The following is a 22,617-nucleotide window of genomic DNA, read 5'->3' on the forward strand; positions in this document are numbered from 1 at the left end:
GCCCGGTCAGGGAATGCGCGCCACGGCCGCGTAGATCCCGCCGCCCGCCGCCTCCGGCCGGGCGGTGTCCTTGAACCACTCCGTGGCCGTGACCAGGCCCGGCTCGACGAGGTCGAGCCCCTCGAAGAAGCGGGCGAACTCGCCGCGGGTGCGGAAGGCGAGCCGGATGCCCCCCTTCGCGTACTCCGCGGTGACCTGCTCGGCCAGCTCCGGATAGATGTCGGACGAGGCGTGCGAGAGCACCAGGTGACTGCCGGAAGGCAGGGCGCCGATCAGCGTGTTCACGATGCCGTACGGGTCCTGGTCGTCGGGCAGGAAGTGCAGGAGCGCGATCAGGGAGAGGGCGATCGGGCGCTCGAAGTCGAGGAGGCCGCGGGCGTGTTCCAGGATCGCCCGCGGCTCGCGGACATCCGCCTGGATGTAGTCGGTGATCCCCTCGGGGCGGCTGACCAGCAGGGCCTCCGCGTGCCGCAGCACGATGGGGTCGTTGTCGGTGTAGAGGACCCGCGCCGACGGCACGATGTCCTGGACGATCTGGTGCAGGTTCGGCGCGGTGGGTATTCCGGTGCCGATGTCGAGGAACTGGTCCACGCCCCGGGTGGCGAGCCAGGCGACCGCGCGGTTCATGAACGCGCGGTTCTGCCGCGCCGCGTCCTTCGCCTCGGGCGGCAGCTTCTCGCCCACCGCCTCGTCGACGGGGTAGTTGTCCTTGCCGCCGAGCAGCCAGTCGTAGACACGCGCGGGGTGCGGGTTGCTGGTGTCGATCGTCGGCCTGGGCGCACCTGGGGTCATGACGTGCTCCGTTGCTGCTGCGAGACGCTTGGGTCGCCGCAGTCTGCCACAGCAACATCGTCTTGAGCATGGGGTGTTGGGGCCACGTACGAAGGGGCGAGGAATCAGTCAGACCCCGTGCGGGCGGGCCGCGCCGATCGCGCCATTCGTCCTGGCGGCCCACCCGCCACGGGTGTCCCGTGGAGCCTCTGCTCTCTCGTGGCACGGGTCCGGGGGCACCTTCCGAAATGCCATTGGTTTCCACACCCCCGGCGCCCTCGGCAATACGGCAGGAGTTTACCGACGATATGGAACAGGGAAGTCCGCTCATCGGCCAAGTGGCGCGTTCGCGACGGTTATTCGACATCATTGAGTCAAATGACGCTGGTGGTTGATTTTCAAATATGGCAGAGTCTTCAAGTAAGTGTCCGGACAAGTCGAAAGGCGAGATCTGACTGACCGTCCGGCCGCTCTGGACCAGCCGTCAGGCGCGGGGGAGAAGTCGGCTCATGAACTTGGTGGACCGTGGGGAAGAATTCTCGATCATGGATGGCATGCTCAACGCCTGCATGGCGGGGCATGGGGGAGTGTTATTGGTAAGCGGCGCGGTGGCCAGCGGGAAAACCGCGCTGCTGCGCGCGTTCAGTGCCCGGGCGAGCGCGGCCGGCGCGTTGTTTCTACAGGCCAGGGCGTCAGAGGCGGAGAGCGACCTGCCCCTTGGAGTCATGGGGCAGTTGCTGCTCGGCGCGGATCTGCCGGGCGCCGACGCCAAGCGGGCGGCCCGGCTTGTGGACCTGATCGCGGTGGCCGCGCAGATTCGGCGGGCCGAGGGGGTGTTGCCCGCCGTCGTGATGAATGAGATTCCCAAGCTCTGCGGGATTGTCCTGGAACAGGCCAGGGAAAGGCCGGTGGTGCTCAGCATCGACGACGTGCACCATGCCGACGGCCACTCCCTGGAATGCGTCCTGTACCTGGCCCGCCGACTCGACGCCAGCCGTATTCTGGTGGTCCTCGGAGAGAACAGCGGATTCCTGGCCGGAAATACGCGATTACATGCGGACTTGCTGCGCCTGCCGGGCTGCCGCAATATCAGGCTCGGACCACTCGAGCGGCACGGAGTGGCCGAAATGATCTCCGGTTTCGGCGGCGAGGGGTGGGGGACGCGCCAACTCGTCGCGGACGTCCATCGGACGGGCGGCGGGAACCCGCTCCTGACACGGGCGTTGATCGAGGACCGCCGTGCGTCGGACGCCGACGGGTGCGGCCCGACGGGCCTCGTGCCGGGCGAGGCCTTCGCACAGGCCGTCGCCACCGGCCTGTACCGCAGCGACGTGTCGACGCGGCACACCGCGTGGGCGCTCGCGGTGGTCGGCCCGGACGTGCCGCTCGCCGAACTGGTGGAAGTCCTGGGAACCAGCCGGGAGTCGGTCCACCGCAGCCTGCGCGCCCTGAACGACGCGGGGCTGCTCGACTCCGGCTGGTTCCGCCACGAAGCGGGCAGGACCGCGGTCCTGCGGAGCATGGAGCCCGCACACCGCGCCCGCCTCGAGGCCCGCGTCGCCCAAGTGCTGCACGAGCACGGCGAGGCGGCGACCGTGGTGGTGCAGCATCTGATCGCGGCCGAGCCCATCGACGCCCCGTGGGCGCTCGGCACGCTCCTGGAGGCCGCCGAACGCGCGCTGGCCGACGACGAGGTCGAACTGGCCCTCACCTGCCTGCGCGCCGCCCGCGACACCCGCACCGACGCCCGGCAGTCCGTGGCGATCAGGGAAGCGCTGACCCGGGCGGAATGGCGGCTCAACCCGGCCACCGCCGCCCGGCACCTGCCCGAGCTCACCGCCGACGCACTGCACGGCGGCCTCGGCAACCGGCACACCGTCGAACTCGTCGGCCACCTGCTCTGGTTCGGCCAGGTCGACCCGGCCCTGGAGATACTCGGCGCCGCCGAGCAGGCCGGCACGGACACCGAGCTCTCCGGGCAGCCGGAGGCCTCGCGCCGGCTCGACTGCGTCCGGTCCTGGATGGCGTACGAATATCCCGGACTCCCCGGCTCCGCGCGCGCCCGTGCCCGCCACGGCGACGCCGAGCGGCGCGCGCGGACGCCGGCGCGCAGTCCCCATCAGCGCGCGGCGATCCTGATGAAGGCCGTCCTGGACGGGGCGGGCGAGGACGTGGTGGCCCGGGCGGAGCAGATCCTGCAGAGCACCCGCCTGGACGACGGCACGCTGACGGCGCTCGTCGTCGCCCTCAACTCCCTTGTCCTGGCCGACCGTCTGGACACGGCGGCCCTCTGGTGCGAGACCCTGTGCAAGGAGGCCGCCGAGCGCCACGCACCCATGTGGCAGGCCCTCCTCGCCGCGGTCAGGGCGCGCGTCGAACTGAGGCTCGGCGGGCTCGCCGCCGCCGAGGAGTCGGCGCGCCTGGCGCTCACGCTCGTCCCGGCCGAGGGCTGGGGCGTGGCCATCGCCTCGCCGATCGCCACCGCGGTCTGCACCCTGACGGCCATGGGCAGGCTCGACGAGGCGGCGGCCCAACTGAGCGCCTCCGTACCGGAGTCGGCGTTCTGCACCTCCGACGGGCTGCTCTACCTCCGGGCGCGCGGCCACTACTACCTCGCCGCCGGGCGTCCCTACGCCGCGCTCGACGACTTCCACACGTGCGGCGACCTCATGACCCGCTGGGAGTTCGACCTGCCCGCGCTGGTCCCGTGGCGGACCGACGCCGCCCAGGCCCATCTGCTGCTCGGTGACGACGGCCGGGCCCGGACGCTCGCCCAGGAGCAACTGGCCCTGGTCGGCGGCGCGAACGCCGGGGGCGACTGGACGCGCGGCGTCTCGCTGCGGGTCCTGGCGAGTGCGCTCACCCCCGGGCGCCGGCTTCCGCTCCTGGGCGAGGCCATCGACATCCTGCGGGAGCGCGGCCACCGCGTGGAGCTCGCCCGTGCCACGGACGAGCTGGCCCGCGCCCACCGCGAGCTCGGCAACGGCGGTCGGGCACGGGCCCTGGCCCGCAAGGCGCAGCAGTTGGGACGGGAGTGCGGGGTTCCCGTCCCCAGGGTGTCGCCGGTGGCCGACACCGGCAGCTCCCTTCCCGCCGAGCAGCCGTGGCCGTCCGGAGCCCGCCGCGGGGCCGACGAGCTGAGCGACGCGGAGCTGCGCGTGGCGACGCTCGCGGCCCGCGGCCACACCAACCGGCAGATCGCCGACAAGCTGTTCATCACGATCAGCACCGTCGAGCAGCACCTCACGCGCGCCTACCGCAAGCTGGCCGTCCAGCGCCGGGCGGACCTGGTCGGCAAACTCAGCCCCGTCCCCGTACCCGTCGCGGGCTCCGGCAGGGGGGAGGGGCGCCAGGAGGGGCGCCGCGAGGGGCGGAAGGACAGCGGGCCCTGCGACCGTCTTCGCGTGGTGTAGAGGCCGCGGGAGGCGCAGGTCGCCGTGCGGGTTGATGACCACGGCCTGCATCTCCTCTCCCGGACCGTCCACGACCACCCGGACGACGTGCGGTCGTTGCCAGGCGTTTCTCGCTTCTACGCGGTCTCGTTTCTACGCGGCGGCCGGTCACACTGCGGTCCGCGAAGCTGTGACCGGAGGATCCGCCACCGCGGCGGTACCCTTTCGACAGCAGCAGGTCGAACACGAGAGCGCGTCGACGGGGGGCCGTCGCCGGAGCTGTGACCGGTGTGTGACGTGGGATCGGGCAACGTGGTGCCGCATGATCAGCCTCTGCCGCGGCGGCGCTGCACGCCACCCCTCCCGCCGGTCTCTCCGGCCCTTTCCGCCCGTGACGTGCCGTGCGAGGGGTGGGCGATGAGGGTATTGGTGGTCGAGGACCACGCGGAGCTCGCACATTCGGTGGCGCGCGTCCTGCGCCGCGAGGGGATGGCCGTCGACGTCGTCTACGACGGCTCGGACGCGCTGGAACGCACGACGGTCGTCGACTACGACGTGGTCGTGCTCGACCGGGACCTCCCCGGGGTCCACGGGGACCAGGTCTGCAGCGCGCTGGCCACCCAGCCGATGCACGCCCGGGTCCTGATGCTCACCGCGTCCGGCACGATCGCCCACCGGGTGGAGGGGTTCAGCCTCGGCGCCGACGACTACCTCCCCAAGCCCTTCGCGTACGCCGAACTGGTCGCCCGTATCCGCGCGCTCGCCCGGCGTTCGCAGCCCGCGCTGCCGCCGATCCTCGTCCAGGGCGACCTGCGGCTCGATCCGGCACAGCGGATCGCCTCCCGCGGCGGGGTGCGTCTGGCGCTGACGCCCAAGGAGTTCGCGGTCCTCGAGTACCTGCTCGCCGCCCAGGGCCGGGTGGTGTCGGCGGAGGAGCTGCTCGAGCGGGTGTGGGACGAGGCGGCCGATCCGTTCACCACGACGGTCAAGGCGACCATCAACCGGCTGCGCCCCAAGCTCGGCGACCCGCCCATGATCGAGACCGTTCCCCGTGGCGGCTACCGGATCTGAGATGCCCACGGCTACCGGGATCTGAGATGTCCACGGCTACCGGATGTGAGATGCCCATGCGCCTGCCCACGCTCCTCGCCCGGCCATCGGGGCTCGTCCGCCGGCTGCTGCCACGGCGCGTCCGCGTCCGACTGACGCTCCTCTACGGAGTGCTGTTCGTCGCCTCGGGCGTGGTCCTGCTCGCCATCACCAATCTGCTCGTCGCCCGCTCCCCGGCGAACCTCGTCCTCGTCAAGAACCGGGGCGGCGAACCCGTGCTCGCACCGGGCGCCGACGGCCGTCTCTACCTCGGCTATCCCGATGCCAACTCCTCCGGCCAGCTCAACGACATCACCCAGCAGCTGCGCGACCAGGCGATCCGTCAGCACGAGATCGAGATGGACCACCTGCTGGTGCAGTCGGGCATCGCGCTGGCGATCATGGCCGTCATCGCGATCGTGCTCGGCTGGGTGGTCGCCGGACGCGTGCTGCGTCCGCTGCGCACGATGACGGGCACCATCCAGCGCATCTCGGCCCGCAACATGCACGAGCGCCTCGCCGTCGTCGGACCCGCCGACGAACTGAAGGACCTCGCCGACACCGTCGACGGGCTCCTCGGCCGCCTGGAAACGGCCCTGGACTCCCACAAACGCTTCGTCGCCAACGCCGCGCACGAACTGCGCACGCCGCTGACCCTGGAGCACGCGCTCCTGGAGGAGTCCCTCATCGACCGCGATGCCACCCGCGAGTCGTTCCGGTCGAACTTCGAACGGCTCCTGGAGATCAGCAAGCAGCAGGCCCGCCTCCTGGAGTCGCTGCTCACCCTGTCCAGCAGCGAGCGCGGCATCGACCACCGCGAACCGGTCGACCTCGCGGACATCGCCGAGGAGGTCGTCGCGGCCTCACGCCCGGAGGCGGCGCGGCGGGGCGTGCGCATCGAGACCACGATCGGGCCGGCCCAGGCGTCGGGCGACTCGGCCCTCGTCCAACGCCTGATGGCCAACCTCGTCGACAACGCGACGGGCTACAACACCCCCGGCGGGCACGTGGAGGTCACCACCCGCACCGCCGCGGGGCGGGCCGTCGTCGCCGTGGCCAACACCGGGCCCGAAGTGCCGCCGGAGCACGTGGAGCGGCTCTTCGAACCCTTCCAGCGGCTCGGCCGCACTGCGGGCGACGGACATCACGGCCTCGGCCTCTCGATCGTCCGCGCCATCGCCACCGCGCACGACGCGGTGATCGGCGCCCATGCCCGCCCCGGAGGCGGACTCGTGGTGGAGGTCTCCTTCCCGCCGCGGACGGATCCGCTCCAACGCCCCGCGGGAATCGGCCCTCCGGGAATTGGGCAGTTGGACGATGCGTCGGCCATCCGTTGAGGGGCGGGACGCGAACTCCTACCGTTGGTGCGGCGCCTGATGGATCCCCCCGTCCGCATGTGCCGCCGGACCCGGCGAAGCCGTCTCCAACAACGGGAGGAACCCCATGGTGGTCGTGATGGCCCCCGAGGCCACGCAGCAGGACGTGGACGCGGTCGTCGAACTGGTGCGGGCGGCGGGCGGTGACGCGTTCGTCAGCCGCGGCGTGACCCGCACCATCGTCGGCCTGGTGGGAGACGTGGACGCGTTTGACGCGCTCAATCTGGCCAACCGCCCCGGCGTCCTCGACGTCGTGCGGATCTCGGCGCCGTACAAGCTGGTCAGCCGGGAGCACCACCCCGACCGGTCCGTGATCAGGGTGGGCGGCGTACCCATCGGACCGGACACCCTGACCGTGATCGCCGGACCCTGCGCGGTGGAGAGCCCCGAACAGACCCTGGCCGCCGCACAGATGGCCAAGGCCGCGGGAGCCGCGCTGCTGCGCGGCGGGGCGTTCAAACCGCGCACATCGCCGTACGCCTACCAGGGGCTCGGCGAGAGCGGGCTGCGGATCCTCGCCGACGTCCGGGACGAGACGGGGCTTCCGGTGGTCACCGAGGTCATCGACCCGGCAGGCGTCGAACTGTTCGCCCCTTACGCGGACATGCTGCAGGTCGGCACCCGCAACATGCACAACTTCGCGCTCCTCCAGGAGGTCGGCGCGGCCGGGCGGCCCGTGCTCCTCAAGCGCGGCTTCGGCGCCACCATCGAGGAGTGGCTGATGGCGGCGGAGTACATCGCCCAGCGGGGCAACCTCGACATCGTGCTCTGCGAACGCGGCATCCGTACGTTCGAGACCGCCACCCGCAACACCTTGGACATCAGCGCCGTGCCCGTGGTCCAGCGCCTCTCCCACCTGCCGGTGATCGTGGACCCCTCGCACTCGGGCGGCCGCCGCGACCTCGTCGTCCCCCTCACCCGTGCCGCCCTCGCCGTCGGCGCGGACGGCGTCATGATCGACGTACATCCCGATCCCGGCACGGCGCTCTGCGACGGCAGTCAGGCCGTGACCCGGGCCGAGATCGGTGAACTCGCGAACATCGCCGCGGTCATGTCGCCCCTGATGGGCCGCACGCTCACGCGGCCGACGGCGCGAGCCGGGGCGGGATCGGGCACCCGATAGGGGTGAATAGGGGTTTCAAGACCTAGATCAATGCTGCTAGTGAGGGGTACCAGGCCGGAAAGCGCGTTGTTAGGGTGAACGTGGTTCGGTCAGCGGGATTCCGCTCCCATTCAGGATCGGAGCGGAACCCCCAGGAGGGGAAGTGGCGCCGAGTGCGGGTGTAGTTCTGCTAATCCACGAGAGATGTGCGGCTCGGGCTCATCACCGCAGTGCCGGTGTATTTCCGCGCACCTCGTTCATCGCCCGGCCATCGGGCGAACCGGTCTTACGAGCGTGCATCACCTTTCACTTCTGGCCAATCCCTCCCTGATGCCGCGCCGATCCTGACCGGCGGGCCGACATGCGCGCACGGGCGACATCAGATCACTAGGGGGATTTCCATTGGCAATACCTGGGCATGCGCAGATCGACCAACTCATGGTCGTCGAAGTCGAGATCAGGTCGCTGTCGACGGCCGACTCACCGCGAATCTCCGGCATGGATCAGGAACACGTGGAGGCGCTGGCAGTGGTGCAGACCCCGCTGCCGCCCATCACCGTGCACCGCTCGACCATGCGCGTCATCGACGGACTGCACCGGTTGCGGGCCGCCGAACTGCGGGGGCATCGCAAGATCGCGGCGAAGTTCTTCGACGGGGACGCGGCCGACGCCTTCGTCCTGGCCGTCGAGTCCAACGTCACGCACGGTCTGCCGCTGACCACGGCCGACCGGAAGCGTGCCGCCGGGCGCATCATCGCCTCGCACCCGCAGTGGTCCGACCGGATGATCGCCTCGGTCAGCGGCATCGCGCCGGGAACCGTCGCGGAGATCCGCAGACGGGCCCCGGCCGAGCAGGCCGGCGAAGCGAGCAGGATCGGCCACGACGGCCGGGTTCGCCCGGTCGACGGCACCGAGGGACGCAGGGTGGCCAGCGAACTCATCGCCGAGAACCCCCAGCTGTCCCTGCGCCAGATCGCACGCGTCGCGTCCATCTCCCCGGAAACGGTCCGCGACGTGCGCAACCGGATGATGCGTGGCGAGGACCCGCTGCCGCAGCGCGGGAAACGGGGCGGCGGCGAAGGAAGCGCGAGCGCCCCCAGCAGCGGCACCGGCCCCACCATCGTGACCGACCGTGACACGGGCCAGGACCGCGCCGCGGTCCTCAAACGCCTCAACGCCGACCCGGCGCTGCGCTTCAGCGAGACCGGCCGCACCCTGCTGCGGCTGCTCAACATCCACACGATCAGCGCGGAGGACTGGGACGAGATCATCGACAAGGCCCCGCCGCACTGCGGCCGCATCGTGGCCTACCTGGCCAACGAGTGCGCGGAGATGTGGGCGGAGGTAGCGGTGCGCGTCCAGCGCAAGGTCGCCGAGACCGCGTAGGACACCCCGGGCGTCCAAGTGGGCAGACTGCCCACTTGGACGCCGACCTCCCGATCCGGTCGACCACGAACATTTCTCCGGCCATGGATATTTCCCTGACCACGGGCAGTTCCACGGCGCGTATCGCGCTGCCCCGACTCGGGTATTTCCGTGCCCAATTCAGGGCCTGGATGGCCGGAATGCAGAAAGGTATCGTCCTGCGGGTGACCACATTGCGTGTCATATCGACGAGCCCCATTCCGTAATGCCGAGGCAGGAGGATCCCGTCGCGTGTTGATCACCCAAGGACCTGGTGGACCCACCATCGGAGGGCCGCAATCCGGGGCCCAGAAGCAATCGCTGCGGCCGGGATCAGTGCGCCGGGCGATGTCCTACATGAAGGCGCACAAGCCCGCGTTCGCCTTTCTGCTGCTCACCACCGTGGTGGATTCCCTCATCATTGTGTCGACGCCCCTGCTGCTGAAGACGATCATCGACGAAGGAATTCTCAAGGACGATGCGGGCGTCATCACGACCGTCGCCCTCGTCGTGGCCGGACTCGCCGTCGTCGACGCGCTGGCACAGCTCGTGCAGAGCTACTTCTCCGGGCGCATCGGACAGGGCGTCAGCCACGATCTGCGGGTCGAGGCCTTCAAGCACGTGCAGCGGCAGCCGATGGCGTTCTTCACCCGGACCCAGACGGGGCTGCTCGCCAGCCGCCTCAACGGCGACGTCATGCTGGCCCAACAGGCCCTCACCACGATGCTGGTCTCCGCGACCAGCGTGCTGACCGTCGCGCTCGTCCTCGCCGAGATGTTCTATCTGTCCTGGCTCATCAGCCTGATCGCCGTCGCCATGCTGCCCCTGTTCATCGTCCCCGGCATCTACGTGGGACGGCGCCTGCAGCACTACTCCAGGGCCCAGATGCAGGCCAACGGCGAACTGGGCGGCATCATCAACGAACGCTTCAACGTCGGCGGGGCGATGCTCGCCAAGCTCTTCGGACGCCCGCGCGAGGAAGCGGCCGCGTTCGAGGCCCGAGCGGGCGAGGTGCGCCAGGTCGGCATCGTCTGGACGGTCTACAGCAGGCTCTCCTTCATCTTCATGGCGCTGCTCGCGTCCCTGGCGACCGCCCTCGTCTACGGCGTCGGCGGCGGCCTGGTCCTCAACGACGTGTTCCGCATCGGCACACTGGTGGCCCTGGCCGCACTCCTGGGCCGCCTCTACGGGCCCATCACACAGCTGTCCAGCCTGCAGTCCAACGCGCTGACCGCGATGGTCAGCTTCGACCGCATCTTCGAGGTGCTCGACCTCAAGCCCCTCATCGAGGAGAAGCCGAACCCGGTCGCCCTCACCGCTCCGGGCGAAGGACCCGCACCGGAGATCGAGTTCGACCAGGTGTCCTTCCGCTACCCGCGCGCCAGCGACGTCTCCCTGGCCTCGCTGGAGTCCAACGCGCTGTCCGCGGCCGAACGGGCCAAGGAGACGGCGCAGGTGCTCCACGGCATGACCTTCCGGGTGCCGGCCGGCAAACTCACCGCCCTCGTCGGCCCGTCGGGCGGCGGCAAGACCACCACCACCCACCTCGTGTCCCGCCTCTACGACCCGACATCGGGAAGCGTCCGCATCGACGGCCACGACCTGCGCGACGTCAGCCTCGACTCCCTGCGCGACGTCGTCGGCGTGGTCAGCCAGGACGCGCACTTCTACCACGACACGATCCGCGTGAACCTGTCCTACGCACGCCCCGACGCCACGCAGCGCGATCTGCTCCGGGCCTGCGACGCGGCCCAGATCGGCGACCTGATCCGCTCCCTGCCCAGCGGCCTCGACACCGTGGTCGGCGACCGCGGCTACCGGCTCTCCGGCGGCGAGAAGCAACGCCTCGCCCTCGCCCGACTGCTCCTGAAGGCGCCGTCCATCGTGGTGCTCGACGAGGCCACCGCGCACCTGGACTCCGAGTCCGAGGCGGCCATCCAACAGGCGCTGACCACCGCCTTGCGGGACAGGACGTCCCTGGTGATCGCCCACCGCCTGTCCACCATCCGCGAGGCGGACCAGATCCTCGTCATCGACGAGGGCGAGGTCCGCGAGAGCGGCACCCACGACGAACTCCTCGCGGCAGGAGGCCTCTACGCCGAGCTCTACCACACGCAGTTCAACCGCCCCAGCACCAACGGAGCGGGCCCGGCCGCCCCCAAGGAACCGGTGCTCCAGGGCCCGGTCCTCGGAAGCGGCCCCGTCCTGGGCGGCAGCGGACCCGTGCTCGGCGGCAGTGGCCCGCCGCCCGCCGTCGGCGGCGAGCACATCCTGCGCCTGGGTGCCGACCCGGACGAGCGCTGAGCGCCGGCCTGAAGGGGGAAGTGGTGGAGTCGTCGGTGGTGACGGAGCTGATCGCCGCACGGGTGGAGTCTTCACCCGGCGCGGTGGCGGTCGAGGGCGAACAGACGGTGTCGTACGAGGAGTTGTGGGACCGGTCGGGCCGATGGGCGGCGTATCTGACAGGGCTCGGTGTGGGCCGCGGCGAGCGCGTCGCGGTGGTGATGGAGCGGTCGCAGGAACTGCCCGCGCTGCTCCTGGGCGTGTGGCGGGCGGGCGCCGCCTACGTCCCCGTCGACGCGGGTTCCCCGGCCGAGCGCATCGCCTTCGTCGTCGACGACGCCGCTCCCGCGGTGGTGCTCTGCACCGCGGAGAGCCGGGGCGTGGTGCCGGAGCGCGCCGCCGTGCGGGTGGTGGACGATCCGCGGGTGCGGGCGGCGGTGGCCGCCCGCGACGGCGGGGACGTCCGCACACCGGTGGCCGAGCAGGACGTGGCGTACGTGATGTACACGTCGGGATCGACCGGGGTGCCCAAGGGCGTCGCGGTGCCGCACGCGAGCGTGGCGGCACTGGTGGGCGACGACGGCTGGGCGGTCGGCCCGCACGACGCGGTCCTGATGCACGCCCCGCACGCCTTCGACGTCACGCTGTTCGAGATGTGGGTGCCGCTCGCCGCCGGTGGCCGCGTGGTGATCGCCGAGCCGGGTGTGGTGGACGGCCAGCAGGTGCGCGAGCACGTCGCGGCCGGTGTCACCGCCGTGCATGTGACCGCGGGTTCCTTCCGCGTCATGGCCGAGGAATCACCGGACTGCTTCACCGGGTTACGAGAGGTGCTCACCGGCGGCGACGTGGTCCCGCCCGGCTCGGTGGCCCGCGTCCGCGAGGCCTGCCCGGAGGTGGGCGTCCGGCACCTGTACGGGCCGACCGAGGTGACCCTGTGCGCCACCTGGCATCTGCTGACGCCGGGCGACGCGACGGGCTCCGTGCTCCCGATCGGGCGCCCGCTGCCCCACCGCCGGGCCTTCGTCCTGGACGCGGCTCTGCGGCCGCTGCCCGCCGGTACGGTCGGCGAGCTGTATGTGGCGGGATCGAGCCTGGCGCGGGGCTACTGGAACCGGCCAGGACCGACCGCGGAACGCTTCGTGGCCTGCCCGTACGTCCCGGGCGAGCGGATGTACCGCACCGGTGACCTGGTGCGCGAGACCGAGGACGGCGAGCTGCTCTTCGTCGGCCGCGCGGACGACCAGGTCAAGATCCGTGGATTCCGCGTGGAGTTGGGCGAGGTGGAGGCCGCGCTCGCCGCCCACCCCCGCGTGGCCCAGGCGGTCGTCGTCGCCCGTGCGGACCGGCGGGGCGAGCGGCGCCTGGTCGGCTACGTCGTCCCCGACGAGCCGGAGGCCCTGGACCCCGGACGCGTCCGCGACGCGCTCGCCGAGACCCTGCCCGATTACATGGTCCCCACCGCGGTACTGCCCCTCGCGTCCCTCCCGGTGACCCGCAACGGCAAGGTCGACCGCGACGCCCTGCCCGCCCCCGACTTCGCCGCGAAGGTCACCGGGCGCGCGCCGCGCACCGAGGTCGAGTCGGTCCTGTGCGACCTGATGGCGGAGCTGCTCGGCCTGGAGCGCGTCGGCGCGGAGGACGGCTTCTTCGAGCTGGGCGGCGACTCCATCATGTCGATGCAACTGGCCGCTCGCGCCCGCCGCGCGCACCTGTTCTTCCGGGCCGAGGACGTCTTCGAGCACGCGACACCGGCCGCCCTGGCCACGATCGCCCGCTCCGGCGAGCAGCACGCGACCCCCGCCCGCGACCGCTTCGCGGGCTCGCTCATGGGCGAGCTCCGGGAGGAGGAGACCGACCGGCTGCGGGCCTCGGTGCCGGGCCTGGTGGACGTATGGCCGCTGTCGCCGCTGCAGGAGGGGATTCTCTTCCACGCCACCTTCGACGACGACGGGCCGGACGTGTACGCGAGCCAGCGGACGCTGGCACTGGACGGCCCTCTCGACGCCGACCGGCTGCGCACGTCGTGGGAGACGCTGCTCGCCCGGCACGCCGTGCTGCGCGCGAGCTTCCACCAGCGGGACTCCGGCCGGACGGTCCAAGTCGTCACGGCCGGGGCCGAGTTGCCCTGGCGGGAGGCCGACCTCTCGGAGCTGCCGGAGGACGAGGTGCCCGCCGAGGTGGCGCGCATCGCCCGCGCCGAGCGGGCCGAGAAGTTCGATCTCCGGGCCGCGCCTCTGCTGCGGCTGCTCCTGGTACGCCTCGGCGCCGACCGGCACCGCCAGATCGTCACCGTCCACCACTCCCTGGTGGACGGCTGGTCCACCGACGTCGTCTTCGCCGAACTGTCCGAGGTGTACGCGGCGGGCGGCGACGGCCGGACGCTGCCCACGACGACGTCGTACCGCAAGTACCTGGCCTGGCTCGACCGGCAGGACAAGGAAGCGGCGCGCGAGGCCTGGCGCGCGGAGTTCGCCGGGGCCGACGAGCCGACGCTGGTGGTGCCGCAGGAACCGGCAGGCGCGCGGGTCGTGCCGGACCCGCTGCCGTTCGAGCTGACCGCGGAACTCACGGGTGGTGTGGTGGAGTTGGCCCGCTCCCAAGGGGTGACCGTCAACACGGTCGTGCAGGGCGCGTGGGCGCAGCTCCTCGCCCGGCTCGTGGGGCGCACGGACGTGGTGTTCGGCACTCCGGTGGCGGGCCGCCCAGCGGAGTTGCCGGGGGTCGAGACGGCGGTCGGCCTGTTCATCAACACCGTTCCCGTACGGGTGGGCCTGGCCCCGGACCAGTCGGTCGCCGGGCTGCTGGCGGACCTGCGGGAGCGACAGGTCGGGCTGATGGCCCGGCAGCACCTGGGCCTCCGCGAGATCCGTCAACTGGCGGGTTCCGGCGCGGTGTTCGACACGCTCGTGGTGTTCGAGAACCTCCCGCGGACGCCCGACGGGACCGGCGCCGGCACGGACCTGGTCATCCGCCCCGTCGGGGAGCCCGAGGACAGGGGCCACTACCCGATGGCCTTGATCGTGGTCCCTGACACCCGGCTGCGAGGACTGCTCGTGCACCGCCCGGACGTCGTGGGCCGCGACCGGGCCGGAGCCGTGATCTCCTCGCTGGTCCGCGTCCTCGAACAGATGGTGGCGGACCCGTCGTCGCCCGTGGGGCGCATCGACATCCTCCCCGAGGCCGAACGCGCGCTCGTGGCGCGGGAACGGACCACGCCGACGCAGGCCGTGCCCGACGCCACGGCACCGGACCTCTTCGCCGAGCAGGCCGCCTCCGCACCCACCGCGGTGGCGGTGGTGGACGGCGAGCGTTCGCTGACGTACCGCGAACTGGCCGGCCGAGCGGCGCGTCTGGCCCGGTACCTGACGGACAGGGGTGTGGGGCCCGAGACGCGGGTGGCCGTCATGGCGGACCGCTCGGCGGAACTGGTGACCGCGCTCATCGCGGTGTCGACGGCCGGAGGTGTCTACGTCCCCGTGGACCCGGGACTTCCCCCGGCGCGGCTGCGCATGCTCCTCGACGATGTGGCCCCGCCGGTACTGATCTGCCTGCGGCAGACCCGCGACGCGATACCGCAGCAGTACACCGGGCAACTCCTGCTCCTGGACGACCCGTTGACCGCCCGGGCCGTGGACGATTACGCCGACGGCCCGCTGAAGGACACCGAGCGGCGCGCACCGCTGACCGCGTCCCACGCGGCGTACGTCATCTACACATCCGGGTCCACCGGCACCCCCAAGGGCGCGGTCGTCCCCCACCGGGGTCTGCGCAACCTCGTCGCCGACCGCATCGCGCGGTACCGGATCGGCGCGGACAGCGCCGTGCTCCAACTCGTCTCGCCGAGCTTCGACGTCTCCCTGTCGGACATCTGGCCGGTGCTGTGCGCGGGCGGGCGCCTCGTCCTGGCACCGCCCGCGCGGCGGCACGCGACCGGCGACGAGCTGGTCCACCTGATGCGCGCGGAGCGCGTGACGCACGTCGCGATGACGCCGACCCTGCTGGCACAGCTGCCGCCGGAGGACCTGCCCGCGCTGCGCGTCCTGGTCATCGGCGGCGAACCCGTCTCCGACGAACTGCGCCGTCAGTGGTCGGTGAACCGCGAGATCTACAGCGAGTACGGCGTCACCGAGGCCACGGTCGCCTCGACGGTCAGCCGCCCTCTCGAAGCGCACGACGAACCGTCGATCGGCCGCCCCGTCGCCAACACCTCGGCCCACGTCCTGGACGCCTTCCTGCGACCGGTGCCCGCGGGCACGGTGGGCGAGCTGTACGTGGCGGGCGCGGGCCTGGCACGCGGGTATCTGCGGCGGACACAGCTGACGGCACGGCGCTTCGTGGCCAGCCCGTTCGCGCACGGTGAGCGGATGTACCGGACCGGGGACCTGGTGCGCAGGACCGGCACCGGCGACCTCGTCTACGCGGGGCGGGCCGACGCCCAGGTGAAGGTGCGGGGGTTCCGGGTGGAGCTGGGCGAGATCGAGGCGGCCCTCGCCGGACACCCCGCCGTCGACCGGGCCGTGGTGATCCTCCGGCAGGACCGGCAAGGGGAACGCCGCCTGGTCGGCTATGTGGTGGGCACCGACGCCCGAGCCGGGCACCGGGCCGACGCGCGGACCGTGGACGGGCACGCCGTACGCGAGTACGCCGCCGCCGCGCTGCCCGACTACATGGTGCCCGCGGCCGTCCTGGCCCTCGACACCCTGCCGGTCACCCCGAACGGCAAGGTCGACGTCCCCGCCCTGCCCGCGCCCGACTTCGCCGGCCACGTCTTGGGCCGGGCGCCGGAAGGCGAGGCGGAGGAGATCCTCTGCGCCCTGTTCGCGGAGGTGCTCGGCCTCGAACGGGTCGGCGCCGACGACAACTTCTTCCGGCTCGGCGGAGATTCGATCAGCTCGATGCAACTGGTGAGCCGCGCCCGCCGGGCCGGAGCCTTCTTCGGCGCCCAGGACGTGTTCGAGCACGGGTCCCCCGAGGCCATCGCGCGGGTGGTCAGGCTCGGCGCCGGAAGCGTGTCGGGGCCGGACGTGGGCGAGGGCGAGGTGGCCTGGACACCGGTGATGCGGGCCCTGGGCGAGCGGGCCCTCGGTGGCGGATTCACCCAGTGGGTGGTGATGGGAACGCCCACCGGTCTCAGCCGCGAGACCCTGGCGGCAGGCCTGGGCGCCGTACTCGACACGCACGACATGCTGCGCGCCCATGCCGTGGCGGACGGCGACACCGGGCCCCGCCTGGTGGTGGGCGAGCGCGGCTCTGTGGACGCCGCCCACCTGATCACCCGGGTCGACGCGGCGGAGGTCACGCAGGGCGACCTGGACGGGCTCGCGGGCCGCACGGCACGGGAGGCGGTCCTGCGCCTGGACCCCTTCGCCGGAGTCATGGTCCAGGCGGTGTGGCTGGACGCCGGGCCTGAGCGGGTCGGCCGACTGGCCCTGGTGATCCACCACTTGGCCGTGGACGGCGTGTCGTGGCGGATCCTCGTCCCGGACCTGCGCGCCGCGTGCGACACGGCGGCCACCGGGCGGGAGCCGGTGCTCGACCCGGTCGGCACCTCCTTCAGGCGCTGGTCCAGGCTCCTCGCCGAAGAGGCGATCGGCAGGAACCGCGTCGCGGAACTCGACGCATGGACAGCCCTCCTCGGTACGCAGGCGGAACCACCCCTCGGCGACCGGGTCCTGGACCCGGCACGGGACACGGCGGCAGGCATGCGCCACCGGTCCTGGACGGTCCCGGCCCGGCAGGCGGCCACGCTCGCGGGACCGACACCGGCGCTCTTCCACTGCGGTGTGCACGAGGTGCTCCTCGCCACGCTGGCCGGAGCCGTCGTCCAAGGACGGCGGGACACGCAGAGCACAGTCCTGATCGACGTCGAGGGCCACGGACGCAAGCCGGTCGCCGACGCCGATCTGCTGCGCACCGTCGGATGGTTCACCAGCGTGCACCCGGTACGCCTCGACCTGTCCGGCATCGACACGACGGCGGCGGCAGCCGGCGGACCGGCCGCCGGATCGCTCCTGAAGGCGGTCAAGGAACAGGCGCGGGCGGTGCCGGGCGACGGCCTGGGACACGGACTGCTGCGCCACCTGAACCCCGAGACGGGCCCGGTGCTCGCCGCGCTGCCGAGCCCGCAGATCGGCTTCAACTACATGGGCCGCTTCCCCGCCGTCGGTGGAGCGGGCGCCGTCGGCCCCTGGCAGATGGCAGGCGAAGAAGCGATCGGCAGCTCCACCGCGGCGGCCATGCCGGCGACGCACACCCTGGAGGCCGGTGCGACCGTCCGCGACGCCGCCGAAGGGCCCGAGCTGACCGTCTCGCTGAGCTGGCACGGCGCGGTCCTCGACGAGGCGGTGGCCGAGCGCGTCGGCCGCCACTGGCTCGACCTGCTCGCGGGCCTCGCCGCCCACACCACGGACCCGACGGCGGGCGGCCACACCCCGTCCGACTTCCCTCTCATCGAGCTCGCCCAGGACGAGGTCGAGCAGTTCGAAGCGATAGCAGCAGAGCTCGAAGGAGGGCGTTCGCTGTGAAGACCCCGACCCCAAGCCCCGCAACAGGTCACGCCCCCGCCGCCCACCAGCCGTCGCCCCGGACCGGGGGTTCCGCGCTCGCGGAGGTCTGGCCACTGTCGCCCCTCCAGGAAGGGCTCCTGTTCCACGCCGACTTCAACGGCCAGGGGCCCGACGTCTACACCGTGCAGAACGTACTGGCGGTCGAAGGGCCCATGGACGCCGACCGCTTCCGCGCCTCCTGGGAAGCCCTGCTGGCCCGGCACGCGGCGCTGCGGGCGAGCTTCCAGCGGCGCAAGACGGGCGAGGCCGTGCAGCTCATCACCCGCGAGGTCGTACTGCCGTGGAGCGAGGCCGACCTCTCGGACCTCACCGAGGCCGACGCGGCGGCCGAGACCGAGCGCCTGGCCGCACGCGAACGCGCGGACCGGATCGACCCGGCGGCGGCACCACTGATGCGTCTGCTCCTGATCCGCATCGGCGAGCGCAGGCACCGACTGGTGATGACGAGCCATCACATCCTCATGGACGGCTGGTCGGCCCCGCTCCTGCTCGACGAACTCTCCACGGTCTACGCGGCAGGCGGCGACGCATCCGGGCTGCCCCCGGTCACCTCCTACCGCGAGTACCTGGCCTGGCTCTCCCGCCAGGACAAGGAGGCCGCACGAGCCGCCTGGAAGGCGGAGCTGGCCGGAGCGGAGGAACCGACGCAGGTCGCGGGCCCCACGAGCCCCGCTCACGGCGACACACCTCCGAAGAAACGCTCCTCCCGCCTCACCGAGGAGACGACCGAAGCGCTCACCGCGCTGGCCCGCGACAACGGCCTGACGATGAACACCGTCGTACAGGGCGCCTGGGCGCTGCTTTTGGCTCGCCTCGCCGGACGTACGGACGTGGTGTTCGGCGCGACGGTGGCCGGCCGCCCCCCGGAGCTGCCCGGCGCCGACTCCATGATCGGCCTCTTCATCAACACGCTGCCGGTACGGGTCCGGCTCGACGGTTCGCAGCCGCTGCTCGACCTGCTCCGAGAGCTCCAGGACCACCAGTCCACGCTCCTGGCCCACCAGCACCTGGGTCTCTCGGAGATCCAGCAACTCGCCGGCCCCGGCGCCGGTTTCGACACACTCCTGGTGTACGAGAACTACCCCCGGCCACCCGGGAAGCCGCCCACGCCCGACGCGCTCTCCCTCACCACGGTGGAGTCCCGCCAGGCCACGCACTACCCGCTGTCGATCGGCGTCGCGCCCGGCGAGTGCCTCCGGGTGGACGTGACGTACCAACCCGACCTGGTGGACGAGGCGGTGGGCGAGGCGCTGGCCGGACTCCTGACACGCGTGCTGGAACGGATGGTGGCGGAACCGTCGGCGGCGGTGGGACGCATCGGTGTGGCCGACGCACTGCCCGAGCGCGAGGTGACGGCGGCTTCGGCGGGTGGGTCGGTGCCGGAGCTGATCGCGCGGCGGGTGGACGCGGCGCCGGGAGCGGTGGCCGTCCAAGGCGGACGAGCCACCCTCACGTACGGCGAGTTGTGGGAGCGGGCAGGGCGCTGGGCGGCACAACTGGCCGCACTCGGGGTGCGGCGGGGCGACCGTGTCGCGGTGGTCATGGAACGGTCGCCGGACCTGGTGGCCGTGCTCCTGGGCGTGTGGCGTGCGGGCGCCGCCTACGTGCCCGTGGACGTCGGCTCGCCGGTGGAGCGGGTGGCCCACGTGCTGGGGGACGCGGCTCCGGCGGTGGTGGTGTGCGCCTCGGAGAGCCGGCGCGGGGTGCCGCGGGGCGCCGGCGGGCGGCTGCTGGTCGCGGATGACCCGCAGGTCACGGAGGCGCTGTCCGCCGTCGAAGGCGGGGACTTCGCCGTGCCGGTGACGGGGCGGGACGTGGCGTACGTGATGTACACGTCGGGCTCGACCGGCACACCCAAGGGCGTCGCGGTGCCGCACGGCAGCGTCGCGTCCCTGGTGGGGGAGCGAAGCTGGGCAGTGGGCCCGACGGACGCGGTCCTGATGCACGCCCCGCACGCCTTCGACGTATCGCTCTACGAGCTGTGGGTTCCGCTGGCCGCCGGTGGCCGTGTGGTGCTGGCGGGGCCCGGAGTCGTCGACGCCCAGGAGCTGCGTGAGCACGTGACGGACGGCGTGAGGGCGGCGCATCTGACCGCGGGGTCGTTCCGGGTGCTTGCGGAGGAGTCCCCGGAATGCCTCACGGGACTGCGTGAGGTGCTGACGGGCGGAGACGTGGTCCCGGCCGCGTCGGTGGCGAGGGTCCGGGAGGCGTGCCCCGAGCTCACGGTCCGGCACCTGTACGGGCCGACCGAGACGACGCTCTGCGCGACCTGGCACGTACTGGAGCCGGGCGACGCGATGGGCCCCGTACTGCCGGTCGGGCGACCGCTGCCCGGGCGCCGGACGTTCGTCCTGGACGCGTTCCTCCAGCCCCTGCCGCCAGGTGTGACCGGCGAACTGTACGTCGCGGGCGCGGGGTTGGCGCAGGGCTACTGGGATGGTCCAGGCCTGACCGCGGAGCGCTTCGTGGCGTGCCCGTACGCGCCCGGCGAGCGGATGTACCGCACCGGCGACCTGGTGCGCGAGACCGACACCGGCGAGCTCCTGTTCGTCGGCCGCGCGGACACCCAGGTCAAAGTCCGGGGATTCCGCGTCGAGTTGGGCGAGGTGGAGGCGGCCCTGGCCGCCCATCCTTCCGTCGCGCAAGCCGTGGTCGTCGCCCGCGATGACGGTCCGGGTGAGCGTCGGCTGGTCGGCTACGTCGTCCCGGACGGCCGGGCGCCGGACCCCGGGCGCCTGCGCGACGACATCGCCCGGGCGCTGCCCGACTACATGGTGCCCGGCGCCGTGCTCGTCCTGGACGCCCTGCCGGTGACCCGCAACGGCAAGGTCGACCGCGCGGCTCTGCCCGCGCCCGACTTCGCGGAACGCGTCGTCGGCCGTGCGCCCAGGACCGAGGCCGAGGAGACGCTGTGCCGCCTCTTCGCCGAGGTGCTCGGCCTGGAGCGGGTCGGCGTCGAGGACAGCTTCTTCGAGCTCGGCGGCGACTCGATCATGTCGATGCAACTGGCCGCACGGGCCCGCCGCGCGAACCTGCTCTTCAAGGCGCAGGACGTCTTCGAGCACGAGACACCCGCCGGGCTCGCGGTCGTCGGCCGCCCGGCGGACGAGGTGTCGGCTCCGCCGGACGTGGGTGTGGGCGAGGTGCCCTGGACGCCCGTGATGCGGGACCTGGGCGAGCGAGGCCTGCGCGGCAGGTTCGCCCAATGGGCGGTCGTCAGTGCTCCGTCCGGGCTCCAACGGCACGTCCTGGTGGCCGCGTTGAGCGCGGTCGTGGACACCCATGACGTACTCCGCTCGCTGGTGGTCGGCGGCGCGGAGGCGCCGAGGCTGATCGTCCGCGAGCAGGGATCGGTGGATGCCGGGCCGCTGGTCACCCGCGTGAACGCGACCTACGCGGTGGCCGGCACCCTCGACGACATCGCGGACGAGGCGGCACAGGAGGCGGCGGAGCGCCTCGACCCCTCGGCGGGCGTGATGCTTCAGGTGGCGTGGGTGGACGCCGGACCCGGACGGGTCGGCCGACTGGCCTTCGTGGTCCATCACTTGGCGGTCGACGGGGTCTCGTGGCGGATTCTGGTGCCGGACCTGAAGGCTGCCTGCGAAGCGGTGGCAGCCGGTCGGGAGCCGCGACTGGACCCGGTGGGCACGTCCTTCCGGCACTGGTCGCGGCTGCTGGTCGAGCAGGCCACCGGGGAGGCGCGGGTCGCCGAACTGGCAGAGTGGCGCGCCCTGTTGGGGCGGAAGGAGCCTGCCGTCGGGGAGCGGGAGTTGGACCCGCTCCGCGACACCGCGGCGACCGTGCGCCGCCGTTCGTGGACCGTGCCGACCCCGCAGGCCGAAACGCTGACGAGCCGCACGCCGATGGTCTTTCACTGCGGTGTGCACGAGGTGCTCCTCGCCGGCCTGGCCGGAGCCATCGCCCACTGGCGGCAGGAGGCTGCCCCTGGAGTCCTGCTGGACGTGGAGGGGCACGGCCGGGTGGCGACCGAGGGCGTGGACCTGTCGCGCACGGTGGGCTGGTTCACCAGCGTCCATCCCGTCCGCCTCGACCTCAATGCCGTCGACGTGAGCCAGGTGACGGCCGGTGGCCCGGCGGCCGGAGCACTGCTCAAGACGGTCAAGGAGCAGGCACGGGCGATACCGGGCGACGGCCTTGGCTTCGGTCTCCTGCGCCACCTCAATCCCGCCACCGCGCTGACCCTGGCGGCCCTGCCGCGCCCGCAGATCGGCTTCAACTACCTGGGCCGCTTCACCGCCGACGCGTCGAGCGCCACGATCGGCGGCACACTCGACCCCGCCATGCCCGCCGGTCACACCATCGAGGCGGGCGCGGTCATCGTCGACACGGCCGCGGGCCCCAGGCTCACCCTCACGCTGAGCTGGGCCGCCGCGCTCCTCGACGAGGCGGCGACCGAACGCCTCGGCCTGCTCTGGCTCGACCTGCTCGGCGGTCTGGCCGCCCACACCGCCGATCCCGCCGCGGGCGGACACACCTCCTCCGACTTCCCGCTCCTCGACCTCGCGCAGGACGAGGTCGACGAGCTCGAAGCCGGTTTCGCCGACGACATCCCGTGACCGTCACGTCCTGGACGAACCGTCCTGCCCGTGCCCTGGAACCCGCTCGAAGCAACT

At 72.2% G+C, this 22,617-nt stretch carries 9 protein-coding genes; 8 read left to right on the plus strand and 1 reads right to left on the minus strand.

Annotated elements, in window-relative coordinates; all coding sequences use genetic code 11:
- Nucleotides 1-6: 6 nt before the first annotated feature.
- Nucleotides 7-792 (minus strand): SAM-dependent methyltransferase, encoded by a 786-nt coding sequence (locus ACIGXX_RS02710; protein WP_383816919.1) that lies wholly within the window; start codon nt 790-792, stop codon nt 7-9.
- A 488-nt stretch (nt 793-1,280) separates the two neighbouring features.
- Here ACIGXX_RS02710 and ACIGXX_RS02715 point away from each other — a divergent pair, with 488 nt between their 5' ends.
- The 8 genes from ACIGXX_RS02715 (at nt 1,281) to ACIGXX_RS02750 (ending at nt 22,560) form a co-directional block, all read left to right on the plus strand.
- The gene (locus tag ACIGXX_RS02715; protein WP_399972009.1) at nt 1,281-4,184 is read left to right on the plus strand and encodes an AAA family ATPase; all 2,904 of its coding nucleotides are present in this window, start codon (nt 1,281-1,283) and stop codon (nt 4,182-4,184) included.
- 396 nt (nt 4,185-4,580) lie between these two features.
- The gene (locus ACIGXX_RS02720) at nt 4,581-5,234 is read left to right on the plus strand and encodes a response regulator transcription factor (protein WP_351156689.1); all 654 of its coding nucleotides are present in this window, start codon (nt 4,581-4,583) and stop codon (nt 5,232-5,234) included.
- A 56-nt stretch (nt 5,235-5,290) separates the two neighbouring features.
- A complete protein-coding gene (locus ACIGXX_RS02725) occupies nt 5,291-6,589 on the plus strand; it encodes a sensor histidine kinase (protein ID WP_399972013.1) in 1,299 nt (432 codons plus the stop codon).
- A gap of 106 nt (nt 6,590-6,695) precedes the next feature.
- Nucleotides 6,696-7,751, plus strand: coding sequence for a 3-deoxy-7-phosphoheptulonate synthase (gene aroF / locus ACIGXX_RS02730; RefSeq protein WP_399972016.1), 1,056 nt, complete (start codon nt 6,696-6,698; stop codon nt 7,749-7,751).
- A 417-nt stretch (nt 7,752-8,168) separates the two neighbouring features.
- Nucleotides 8,169-9,116, plus strand: a complete 948-nt coding sequence (locus tag ACIGXX_RS02735) for a ParB/RepB/Spo0J family partition protein (protein ID WP_361463934.1) — start codon at nt 8,169-8,171, stop codon at nt 9,114-9,116.
- Nucleotides 9,117-9,482: 366 nt separating this feature from the next.
- Nucleotides 9,483-11,438, plus strand: a complete 1,956-nt coding sequence (locus tag ACIGXX_RS02740; RefSeq protein ID WP_399972019.1) for an ABC transporter ATP-binding protein — start codon at nt 9,483-9,485, stop codon at nt 11,436-11,438.
- 23 nt (nt 11,439-11,461) lie between these two features.
- Complete coding sequence (locus tag ACIGXX_RS02745) at nt 11,462-17,941, plus strand: amino acid adenylation domain-containing protein (protein WP_399972022.1); 6,480 nt, start codon at nt 11,462-11,464, stop codon at nt 17,939-17,941.
- On the plus strand, nt 17,938-22,560 hold the full coding sequence (locus tag ACIGXX_RS02750) for an amino acid adenylation domain-containing protein (protein ID WP_399972026.1): 4,623 nt from the start codon (nt 17,938-17,940) through the stop codon (nt 22,558-22,560). The genes ACIGXX_RS02745 and ACIGXX_RS02750 overlap by 4 nt, the downstream gene beginning before the upstream one ends.
- The last annotated feature ends 57 nt before the right edge of the window (nt 22,561-22,617 follow it).

The sequence above is a fragment of the Streptomyces sp. NPDC055243 genome, from assembly GCF_044544025.1.
Classification (GTDB): Bacteria; Actinomycetota; Actinomycetes; order Streptomycetales; family Streptomycetaceae; genus Streptomyces.

What these genes read in the sequence shown, in the direction of transcription:
- ACIGXX_RS02710 (WP_383816919.1), bottom strand. Translation starts at nt 792, where the DNA reads ATGACCCCAGGTGCGCCCAGGCCGACGATCGACACCAGCAACCCGCAC.
- ACIGXX_RS02715 (WP_399972009.1), top strand. Translation starts at nt 1,281, where the DNA reads ATGAACTTGGTGGACCGTGGGGAAGAATTCTCGATCATGGATGGCATG.
- ACIGXX_RS02720 (WP_351156689.1), top strand. Translation starts at nt 4,581, where the DNA reads ATGAGGGTATTGGTGGTCGAGGACCACGCGGAGCTCGCACATTCGGTG.
- ACIGXX_RS02725 (WP_399972013.1), top strand. Translation starts at nt 5,291, where the DNA reads ATGCGCCTGCCCACGCTCCTCGCCCGGCCATCGGGGCTCGTCCGCCGG.
- aroF (WP_399972016.1), top strand. Translation starts at nt 6,696, where the DNA reads ATGGTGGTCGTGATGGCCCCCGAGGCCACGCAGCAGGACGTGGACGCG.
- ACIGXX_RS02735 (WP_361463934.1), top strand. Translation starts at nt 8,169, where the DNA reads ATGGTCGTCGAAGTCGAGATCAGGTCGCTGTCGACGGCCGACTCACCG.
- ACIGXX_RS02740 (WP_399972019.1), top strand. Translation starts at nt 9,483, where the DNA reads ATGTCCTACATGAAGGCGCACAAGCCCGCGTTCGCCTTTCTGCTGCTC.